Annotated in this window: 13 protein-coding genes and 1 pseudogene; 4 read left to right on the top strand and 10 right to left on the bottom strand. The window is 33.6% G+C overall.

Annotated features, from left to right (window positions below; genetic code table 11):
- Positions 1 to 22 precede the first annotated feature (22 nt).
- Positions 23 to 556 carry a lipocalin family protein gene (locus BZK16_RS04315; RefSeq protein ID WP_077927662.1) on the bottom strand — a complete coding sequence of 178 codons (534 nt, stop codon included), beginning with the start codon at positions 554 to 556 and terminating at the stop codon, positions 23 to 25.
- An 80-nt stretch (positions 557 to 636) separates the two neighbouring features.
- Between BZK16_RS04315 and BZK16_RS04320 the strand changes: the two genes are divergently transcribed.
- The gene (locus tag BZK16_RS04320; protein WP_077927663.1) at positions 637 to 2,007 is read left to right on the top strand and encodes a cryptochrome/photolyase family protein; all 1,371 of its coding nucleotides are present in this window, start codon (positions 637 to 639) and stop codon (positions 2,005 to 2,007) included.
- A gap of 327 nt (positions 2,008 to 2,334) precedes the next feature.
- On the opposite strand, the gene BZK16_RS04325 is transcribed toward BZK16_RS04320, so the two are convergent.
- Positions 2,335 to 2,553 (bottom strand): hypothetical protein, encoded by a 219-nt coding sequence (locus tag BZK16_RS04325; protein WP_077927664.1) that lies wholly within the window; start codon positions 2,551 to 2,553, stop codon positions 2,335 to 2,337.
- A gap of 141 nt (positions 2,554 to 2,694) precedes the next feature.
- Between BZK16_RS04325 and BZK16_RS04330 the strand changes: the two genes are divergently transcribed.
- Together BZK16_RS04330 and BZK16_RS14695 are read left to right on the top strand one after the other, a co-directional pair.
- Entirely contained in the window at positions 2,695 to 3,117 is a 423-nt protein-coding gene (locus tag BZK16_RS04330) for a DUF1090 domain-containing protein (protein ID WP_158076804.1), read from the top strand.
- A gap of 127 nt (positions 3,118 to 3,244) precedes the next feature.
- Positions 3,245 to 3,748, top strand: coding sequence for a pilin (locus BZK16_RS14695; protein ID WP_077927666.1), 504 nt, complete (start codon positions 3,245 to 3,247; stop codon positions 3,746 to 3,748).
- 911 nt (positions 3,749 to 4,659) lie between these two features.
- Here BZK16_RS14695 and BZK16_RS14755 read toward each other — a convergent pair.
- The 4 genes and pseudogenes from BZK16_RS14755 to BZK16_RS04355 form a co-directional block, all read right to left on the bottom strand.
- The gene (locus tag BZK16_RS14755; RefSeq protein WP_332881368.1) at positions 4,660 to 4,839 is read right to left on the bottom strand and encodes a terminase gpA endonuclease subunit; all 180 of its coding nucleotides are present in this window, start codon (positions 4,837 to 4,839) and stop codon (positions 4,660 to 4,662) included.
- A 27-nt stretch (positions 4,840 to 4,866) separates the two neighbouring features.
- Positions 4,867 to 5,760: pseudogene (locus BZK16_RS14560) on the bottom strand (phage terminase large subunit family protein); the annotation flags it as partial.
- Positions 5,702 to 6,115, bottom strand: coding sequence for a hypothetical protein (locus BZK16_RS04350; protein WP_077927669.1), 414 nt, complete (start codon positions 6,113 to 6,115; stop codon positions 5,702 to 5,704). The pseudogene BZK16_RS14560 and the gene BZK16_RS04350, both read right to left, overlap by 59 nt.
- 212 nt (positions 6,116 to 6,327) lie before the next feature.
- The gene (locus tag BZK16_RS04355) at positions 6,328 to 6,621 is read right to left on the bottom strand and encodes a hypothetical protein (protein ID WP_077927670.1); all 294 of its coding nucleotides are present in this window, start codon (positions 6,619 to 6,621) and stop codon (positions 6,328 to 6,330) included.
- A 63-nt stretch (positions 6,622 to 6,684) separates the two neighbouring features.
- Here BZK16_RS04355 and BZK16_RS04360 point away from each other — a divergent pair, with 63 nt between their 5' ends.
- A complete protein-coding gene (locus BZK16_RS04360; protein WP_077927671.1) occupies positions 6,685 to 6,903 on the top strand; it encodes a hypothetical protein in 219 nt (72 codons plus the stop codon).
- Positions 6,904 to 7,030: 127 nt separating this feature from the next.
- On the opposite strand, the gene BZK16_RS04365 is transcribed toward BZK16_RS04360, so the two are convergent.
- The 4 genes from BZK16_RS04365 to BZK16_RS04380 form a co-directional block, all read right to left on the bottom strand.
- Complete coding sequence (locus BZK16_RS04365) at positions 7,031 to 7,285, bottom strand: hypothetical protein (protein ID WP_143691136.1); 255 nt, start codon at positions 7,283 to 7,285, stop codon at positions 7,031 to 7,033.
- Between the two features lie 35 nt (positions 7,286 to 7,320).
- Positions 7,321 to 7,833, bottom strand: a complete 513-nt coding sequence (locus tag BZK16_RS04370; RefSeq protein ID WP_077927673.1) for a pilin — start codon at positions 7,831 to 7,833, stop codon at positions 7,321 to 7,323.
- 42 nt (positions 7,834 to 7,875) lie between these two features.
- Positions 7,876 to 8,103, bottom strand: a complete 228-nt coding sequence (locus BZK16_RS14850) for a DUF2644 domain-containing protein (RefSeq protein ID WP_077927674.1) — start codon at positions 8,101 to 8,103, stop codon at positions 7,876 to 7,878.
- Positions 8,104 to 8,192: 89 nt separating this feature from the next.
- Positions 8,193 to 8,720, bottom strand: coding sequence for a hypothetical protein (locus BZK16_RS04380; protein ID WP_143691137.1), 528 nt, complete (start codon positions 8,718 to 8,720; stop codon positions 8,193 to 8,195).
- Positions 8,721 to 8,929 lie beyond the last annotated feature (209 nt).

An 8,929-nucleotide genomic window follows, 5' to 3' on the forward strand; every position in this document is an offset into this window, starting at 1 on the left:
TTCATCGGAAATATCTTATATCCTATTTTATCGTATGTTGTGTATAAATTAACTGATCTAACTCTGTGTATCCCTGTGCTTTTGCTGCATTTATATAATCTTCAATAATTGCAGGGTCAATATGTGGTTTTTTTGCTAATATCCATAGGTATTCTCGATTAGGGTCACCCACCAAAGAGACTTGATAATCAGGATCTATTTTAAGCACCCAATAATCACCTTTTGTAAATGGAATCCATCGAATGTATGTTGGTAAAAATGATACTTTTAACTTGCTGCCAATTGAATTTTCTGTAGTAGCAAAACCATCAGCAGTATCAACCTTATTACCTTTTTTGGTGCATGAATTTAAAACTGCTATGCCGTCTTCTTGCTGGCTGTAAATCGCGCTAATATCAGAGACACATTGCTTTTGAAAAAAGTTGGGTAATCTAGCAATCTCATACCATTTACCTAAATATTTTGTGGTATCAAAGTCGGTGACAGCTTTAACTTCATTAGCAACTGCAAATGAAAATAATAACGGTAATGCGGTTATGATTGATATCGCTTTCATCAAAAATCCTCGTTTAATCGGCTAAAAGATTATAGTTTATATTATAATTATCTAATTTTTTAGTATAGCTAAGAGGTATTATGCGATCTTTAATGTGGTTTCGATCTGATTTGCGAATTCATGATAATGAAGCTTTGTACAAAGCTACACAGAATCAGCAAACTATTGCACTTTTTATAGTTTCTCATAAAGAATGGGAAAAACATCATGATGCTAAATTAAAATTAGCTTTTATGTGGAGAAACTTGCAAATACTTCAAAAATCTCTAGAGAGTAAAAATATACCATTAAAGATAATAGAGGTTGAATATTGGAGTGAAACCCCTGAGCTAATTAATCAATTCATGATAGATCATCAAATTTCATCACTATATTTTAATCATGAAGTGGGGATCAATGAGATTGAAAGAGATCGAGCTATTTATAGAAAATTAAAAAAAAATAATTTTAATGTTTATCACTATCATGACAAGACGTTAGTTAAATTAGGGTCTATACTCAATGGTGAAAATCAGCCTTATAAGGTTTTCACTGCTTTTAAGAAGCGATTAATAGAAGTTCTAGAACATCAGTCATTTGAAAATTATAGCGATATCCCTATTCAAGATACAACAGAACTTATAAGCGATGATATTGCTATTAATCCTTATCAGACATTGGATGATTTAACTTATAAAGCAGGTGAAGATGCTGCCTTTGAGATTTTTCAAGGCTTCTTAAAAGAAGAGATATTTAATTATCATAATCATAGAGATATTCCTATAATTAATGGTACAAGTAGATTATCGGCTTATCTTGCTCTTGGCATTGTTTCTGTAAAAGCATTGTTAAGAGAAGCTTTGGTTTTAAATGAAGGTAGTCTTAGGGGCGGTAATGAAGGAATTTTGACTTGGATTAATGAGCTTTTTTGGAGAGAATTTTATTATCATATTATGTGGAATTTTCCTAAGGTTTCTAAAAATAGAGCATTTCAGGAAAAAACAGAAAAGATTCAGTGGCTAGATAATGAAGTAGACTTTGAAGCTTGGAAAAATGGTGCAACAGGGGTTCCAATTGTTGATGCATTTATGAGGCAATTAAAGGAAACTGGCTGGATGCATAATCGTGGGCGAATGATTACAGCTATGTTTCTAACAAAGAATTTATTAATTGATTGGCGTAAAGGTGAGGCTTGGTTTATGCAAAATCTAATTGATGGTGATTTTGCTGCTAATAATGGTGGATGGCAATGGTCAGCTTCTACAGGAACAGATGCTGTACCATATTTTAGAGTTTTTAATCCTATTACCCAGGCTGAAAGATTTGATCCAGATGGAGATTTTATTCGTCAATGGTGCCCTGAATTATCACATTTAGATAGTAAACAGATTCATAAAGTACAAAAAAATGCTATTGTCGATCTAAAAAGTAGCCGGATAAGGGCAATAGAAACTTTTAAAAACTTGTCTTGATTTTGTTGTATACATGAACGTGGATTATTTTATAAGCAAGAACGCAACGTACTACTGTATATTAATTGACCAATATGTAAAAATGCTTTATAAGTTAATAGCTAGGAAATTAGTCACTCTTAGNTGTCTTGATTTTGTTGTATACATGAACGTGGATTATTTTATAAGCAAGAACGCAACGTACTACTGTATATTAATTGACCAATATGTAAAAATGCTTTATAAGTTAATAGCTAGGAAATTAGTCACTCTTAGTGTCAACGTATAGAAGGGCTTGCCCTGCCAAGAACTCTCTCATGTTTCCCAACGGCAGGGCTTTTTTTTGTATTAAGCTCTTTTCAAAGATTCTTTAAGATGTTTAATATTAGCTTCAATCTTTTCTACTTTTTGTTGAAACTCACTTTCATCAATATTAAAGTCATGTTTACATGTAGTACATGAAACAGTGAGGTTACTTCTAAGCCTGCTAATTGCTTCAGTAATTATTCTGGCGCATTTAGGGCATTTGGCATTAATGAGATGAGCTTCTAAATTTAAGTTATGCATGACACCCTCCTTTTGGTGTAGTTTTTCGGTAGATTATCATGCTTATAGGAAGGTTAATATATATATTAAATGATCACATGGTAAATTTTTATATATATGCCATATAATATTTATATAGGTAAATTTTCCCAGAGAGGCTTTATGAAAAAATTAATATTTATTGTAGTTGTTTCAGGAATTTTTAGCATTCCAAGTTTTGCTGATGATAATTATGGATGTGAAAAGAAATTACAAGCTCTAGAAAAACAATTAGAATATGCAAAACAATACGGTAATTCATATAGAATTTCTGGATTAGAACGTGGCATAAGTAATGTTAAAAAATATTGTGGCGGTGGCTATCCGTTAGATTCAAAAGAAGCCAAAGAATATTATGCAACTAACTCTAAGTTAGAAGTCATGGAAAAAATTGAAGATGCCAAAAAAGATTTAGCTAAAGCAGAATATAAACTTGGTAAGGCTCAAAGAAAAAATGATGTAGAAGATGTGTTTGAGGCTGAATATAAAATTAAAGAAGCACAAGGTCGTATAGAAATGTATGAAAAGTACCTATCTGAGTTTTAAATGTTATGAACATACTAGTGGTTCTTGTAGGTTGTAAAAAGATGTGCATTAATGTGTTTTTTTTATTGTCTAGCCAACAGTTTTCCTATACCCTGCTTTTATAATAATTAGAGCATAGGAAAATTTAATGAATAACAAAGGATTCACATTGATAGAGTTAATGATTGTAGTAGCAATTATAGGTGTTTTATCTATGGTTGCTGCTCCTGCTTATCAAAATCATATTGCTAGAGTTAGATTTGAAGAGATTATAGGATTATTGCATGCTCAAAAAAGTGCAATTGTAGACGAATATGCAACACAAGGATTTTGTAAAGATAGAGTGATTAACCCTAACGAGATAGGCAGTCCGTATGTAGCCTCAATTAGCACAAAGGGCATTTCTAGGCATGCTGGCCAAACAGGTGGAAGTCATGTAAAAGTTGGAAATAAACAATACCCTACTGTATGTACCATTACTGTGGATATGTCACAAAAGGGAAAAGATTACTTCAAACGTGGCAATAAAAATGCTAGTACGTTTTATCTTAATCTTGGTAATGCAGATGGTAGTTTTGTTTGGGGTTGTGCAGCTGAAACCAACTTTTCACGCTTAGTGACTTCAGCTGATTGTCAATTAACTGCATGGTAGAAAGCTAATTATATAAGTTGAGCCCCTTAAGTGGGGCTTTGTGTTGTTAGGCTAAGCTATCTATTTTTTGCATTAAATCGTGGCTGCTGATGTTTATTTTATTGCAACATACACTACAGCCCAATTTTTTGTTAATTTCGATTTTTCTTACTGTTTGAGACGTTGAGTTTTTACACTCAGGGCATTCAAAGCTAATAAGCATTGAATACATGGTTTTGTTAATCATTATTGTGTTACTTCCTTTTATTATGTATTGCTTTTGCAAGTCCAATGTAACACATTGAAAATTAATTGTTCGAAAAATTCAAGAAAATTAAAGAATATTTAATTAGTTGATAAGTGTCATGTATGTTACTGTGTATTCAGTGCGGCATTGTTAACTCCAGTTCATCATGTCGTGCTACCTATCAGTCACAGATAGGTTAGGGCCTAACCCTATTTTTACGTCGTAGTTCCCAAAATCTGCGGCGTATTTTTTAAAATAAAATTTGTACTATATTTAGAATATAATAAAAGCCTCAATTATGAACTGCCTCCATAAACTTGGACAGTTTATAAATTATTAAGCTTCAGACAAGCACATCACCTACCTTTCTAACTAACGATCTAAATTCTTCCCGAATGAATAAGCCATTATGCTTTGAAGGATCTTGCGCTTTACCAATAATATCTAGAGCATCATAATATACTCAAGCGTATATATTAATTAAGAGATCTGTAGTCAATAAAGAAGGCGCGGCGTACTCCATAAAATTAATATATTAAATTGATATACAAAGAAATAATTCATAATATAATTAAATTTTACTTCTATTTTTACTTCCATTTTTTTGTGCAAAATTATTGCGTGCGTTTCCCGTTGAGTCCACTGCATTCACGTCCAAAAACAGCTGTTCAAAAACTAATACTTTCTACTCATAAGCTTCACCCTTGCTTGAATTAATAAATGCGATAAGCTTTTCGGGTTTTCCTAGTTCTTTAAATTCATACTGTGCTGTTAAGCACTTTTCAGCCAATATCTTGAAACTTGAGCCTTCAAACTTCGAATGAAGCTCATTCAGATAAAAGCCTGCAATGCCTGCAGTTGCCAACCAATGATTAGCCTCACGATAAAGATTGCGATTCTTTTCTCGAAACGACCAGGCACAACCACATTTAAGACAAGCATAAAAAGTCTTATCTGGGTTCTTATTGCCAAAAATTGGATGATGCAACCCCTCTTCTTCGGGAATCATGAAGTTATCAAAAGAGAGTGAGGCAAGTTCTAAACATTCATGACACTGAACCATCCCAACTCGCTTATCAGACAACTCCATTTCACGTTCAATGGTTGAGAATTTCTTGATTGTTGGTGTTCCACCAATAATAAACTTTACTTGACCAAGGCTTATTTTGAATGATTTAGCACGTTCCTTACCTAATGCGATCGAATCACCATGACCACCCAAGTTTTGATTACAGTCATCAGGCTCTTCAATAATAATGATTGGAATAGGAGAGGATTTAACACTTGATGCTTAGTTGGAACCAACCGCTTTGAAAAATCCACCCTCAAACTCTTTATGACCCCATGTATTGGATTTTGATTTAAGATTGATTTTCTCACTAAGAATCGGAGTTGCTTCAATCATTGGTACTAACTTTTCACGATTCCAATCTTTAGCAGCACCTTCTTTTGGAAAAATGATTAGCATCGGCGATGGTTCGTGAGTAATTCTCATACCAATATAATTACCACTAATACCCGTTGTCCACGCTACCTGTGCCGACTTTTGGCAGCAGACTTCGTGTGTTTTTCGATCATCTAATGACTCATGTGGATTTCCTTTCCAGGTCAAGTAGGGAATCTGTGAACAATCATACTTACCTTGGGTTGCCCCTTCAGTTGGGTGAAAGTAGTGATATTTATTGGCCCATTCTGTTGTGCCAATTCGTTCAGGCGGTAATATTGCCCTAAATATCGCTAGAATCAACTCCCTCTGATTCGCCTGTAAGATTTCCGATGTTGTCATAAATTTTTGTTAATTCATCATCAAATAGATTTTGGATTTCAAGAGGGTCAATATCTAATTCAAAATCATCTACTAGTATGTTCGGTATTTGATAAAGGGCTTCTCTGAAATTTTTCATCGTTGTAAAAAGAGCCACAATAAAATCATTTTTATTGATGAGAGTTTTTTCCATATGCTCTCTTTCCATACGAGTAATTTTGTATTTTTCAAATGTTAAAAGATCAAGAGGCTTTGCAAGCTCCTCGTCAAAAGTTCTAGCATCAACTTCCCTTTTTATGTGCCAAGCAATGACGTCGGATAAATCGAAAATATATTTATTTCCTGCACCTAATCCGCCACGCTTATGTACAGGCATTCCATGCTTTGTCACCCATTCTTGGATAATAGTTTTCGAGTTACTTTGAATATTTTCTCAAGATCCTGAGTAAGTAACTTTCATAAGCACTTTCCCTAAAGAAAGGTAAGTGAGGTTTCAATCCAAATATACACAGAGACTGCGAGTCCACGTCCCCCGCATGGTTACTGGTTTGGGGAGTACCTTTTAAGTTTTTCAACATACCATCTCCATTATTTACTTAATTGTTGTTTAATCTCACCATTGTCACGTTCTAATGTTCCAACTCTTTTGGACAACTCCTTAACTTCGTCTTGAAGTGAACGCTGAGCCATCTCATATGATTCAAGCTTTACCACCACAACAGCAACTTGCTTTGACACAGCAACTATCTCACGCTGTGTTTCTTCTTGTCGTCTATTTGTATCTGCCTGTGAATTCAGGACAATCCCAGCCAAGATACTTGCCATGGCTGTAAACGCCCAAAATTGATATTTTTCAAATGTGTTTTTTAAATGATCTGCCATATATTTATCTGTTTCAATAAGTGTAAAGATTTATCATAATCAACCAAATACTAGGAGATAAATATGACGGTTAAATTAACTATTGCGATTACTATCTCAGCAATCATTTCGGTACTTGCTGCTGCTAATCTGTTCTTGGAACTGTACTTTTTGGGAAGCCCATTAAGAGAACTATCTAATCAAGCATGGTGTGAGCACACTGAGCGTTTGATATATGCATTTATTTCCATATTCTTTGCAGTGTTATCGTTTGGTTTGTTTATCACTAGAAGAGAGCTTTAACTTTCGATAATCTATACAATCCTGAAGCTTCACATAGATTGGATACAATCTTTTCATTATCTCAGCACTTGTATCACTAGGCAGTTTTACTGGTTCAGACCATCCAGCACAGTTGATTGCTTTGTACTCAATCTTCGACCCATCCGTTTTGCTTGAACACGCCTGCAACAGCATCATCAGACATATTAGAAGCATTCCCTTTATTAACGATTGTTTTGTCATTTTCCTCATTAATAAATTCCTGTGTTTTGATTTGTTGATCTTTGGATTTAAGCAGCTGTTCTTGTTGCTCAATCTTTCGATTCTTTCGCTGAATTACAAGCATAAAAAAGGCGCTTAATGCGCCTAGTATTGTTAATGCTATTGTTTTAACTTTACTCATTTTTTCACCCAAGGTATTTTGGCTTGAAACTCTAACTATAAAGTAGACCTGCATGAAGATGGAATCCATTTCAACTGAATGTTGTCGTTATCATACGCAAAACATTTCCATTTGATAGATCCATATAAAGATATATCTAAAGATGGATCCACATCAGGAATCAATACCAAACCATTATCATAATCATTACTATTAACAGGGGGTGCTGCTACATGACCTGTAACTTTTTGATTATAATAAATAATAATTGAAGATGTTGATGGTCCTCCAATTGCATTAGCATTTGCAACACCAATACCAGCAACAGCTTGCCCTGTTATATTATCAACACTTGGCAAACCTGCCGCGACATTCGATAATGGCCATACTCCTTGAGTTGAGAAAGTCTCTGTTATCGCCATTTTTGCTGCACTAGAAAGCGCTAGGCCCTCCGCAACATAAGTTCTTTTTGTATAATCTTGGTAGGCTGGCAATGCAAACATAGATAATATGCCTATAATTGCGACAACGATCATTAATTCTATTAATGTAAAACCTCTATTTTTCATTAGAATAACCTATATATATTATAAATAAAATATGTTTGCTGATCAATAAAAACTATAACGACTTATCTTTTTTATAGACACAAAACCTTTACTCGTTGCTGTCAATGTCTCCATGCCTGCCACCGCAATAGCTAGCTCACCAGTCACTGATCTATCCAAGAACAACGACACGAAAAGACTAATACACAACGTAATAGCACTCATCATCTGCATAGTGTTGGTTGTGCTCAATCGCCCACTGTCATTTGTAAATAGTTCATTAATGTTCATATTTTTCTCAATAAAAAACCCCAATTTAAATATCGGGGTTTTTACATTTATTTTTTTAAAATCATAATACTTTTATTTTGTTAGATTAGTCATTCTTCATACGCAGGAACTAAATAGCTAGAAAGATTTTGTAAAAGTTTTTCAGTGCATTTGTTAATAGCTATTTCTCTATATTCTGCAACTTTTTGGTAATCATTCGCCTTCCAATCATTCAGATCAAGCGGCTTGCTTTGATATATGCAAACAGTCTCAGCTTTTTCATATTTTATTTGATTGTTGAGAATTTTTTGCCTTAATACTCTGACCATCTTTACACCAAAATTAAGATTATAACCATCTTTAATTTTAGCATCAGAAGCATCATAAACTAATGACCAATGAGGTTTTATCGGTCTTATATAAATAGGTCTGAAATATTTTCTCTCAGTAATTTCATCGTTATTATTTTTAAGTGCATACTCATCGATATATTTTTTTATATTCTTTTGTATTTCATATATTGGATTCTTTCCTATCTCTTGATTTTTTAAATCTTTTATCTCATTGCCTACTAAATCATGCTTATCAAAACCACTTGCTGAGCCTGATAAAACTAATTCAAACGCCTTCAGAGCCACTCCTACTCCAGTATCTGATCGATTAACGATACTTAAACTCTTGAAAATAATCAGAGCCACTTATTTCAATCTCGTTACCAACATATTTGGTTGTTTTGTCTATTACAGGAGGAGTTGTAGAACATGCCGATACAAACAAAAGGCAAAAATAAATACTAATGTGTTTTATTGAGAACATAAAAATAACCCTATAATAATATTATAAAAAC

Source organism: Wohlfahrtiimonas populi (genome assembly GCF_002006795.1).
Taxonomy (GTDB): domain Bacteria; phylum Pseudomonadota; class Gammaproteobacteria; order Cardiobacteriales; family Wohlfahrtiimonadaceae; genus Wohlfahrtiimonas; species Wohlfahrtiimonas populi.

What these genes read in the sequence shown, in the direction of transcription:
- BZK16_RS04315 (WP_077927662.1), bottom strand. Translation starts at nt 556, where the DNA reads ATGAAAGCGATATCAATCATAACCGCATTACCGTTATTATTTTCATTT.
- BZK16_RS04320 (WP_077927663.1), top strand. Translation starts at nt 637, where the DNA reads ATGCGATCTTTAATGTGGTTTCGATCTGATTTGCGAATTCATGATAAT.
- BZK16_RS04325 (WP_077927664.1), bottom strand. Translation starts at nt 2,553, where the DNA reads ATGCATAACTTAAATTTAGAAGCTCATCTCATTAATGCCAAATGCCCT.
- BZK16_RS04330 (WP_158076804.1), top strand. Translation starts at nt 2,695, where the DNA reads ATGAAAAAATTAATATTTATTGTAGTTGTTTCAGGAATTTTTAGCATT.
- BZK16_RS14695 (WP_077927666.1), top strand. Translation starts at nt 3,245, where the DNA reads ATGAATAACAAAGGATTCACATTGATAGAGTTAATGATTGTAGTAGCA.
- BZK16_RS04350 (WP_077927669.1), bottom strand. Translation starts at nt 6,115, where the DNA reads ATGCCTGTACATAAGCGTGGCGGATTAGGTGCAGGAAATAAATATATT.
- BZK16_RS04355 (WP_077927670.1), bottom strand. Translation starts at nt 6,621, where the DNA reads ATGGCAGATCATTTAAAAAACACATTTGAAAAATATCAATTTTGGGCG.
- BZK16_RS04360 (WP_077927671.1), top strand. Translation starts at nt 6,685, where the DNA reads ATGACGGTTAAATTAACTATTGCGATTACTATCTCAGCAATCATTTCG.
- BZK16_RS04365 (WP_143691136.1), bottom strand. Translation starts at nt 7,285, where the DNA reads ATGAGTAAAGTTAAAACAATAGCATTAACAATACTAGGCGCATTAAGC.
- BZK16_RS04370 (WP_077927673.1), bottom strand. Translation starts at nt 7,833, where the DNA reads ATGAAAAATAGAGGTTTTACATTAATAGAATTAATGATCGTTGTCGCA.
- BZK16_RS14850 (WP_077927674.1), bottom strand. Translation starts at nt 8,103, where the DNA reads ATGAACATTAATGAACTATTTACAAATGACAGTGGGCGATTGAGCACA.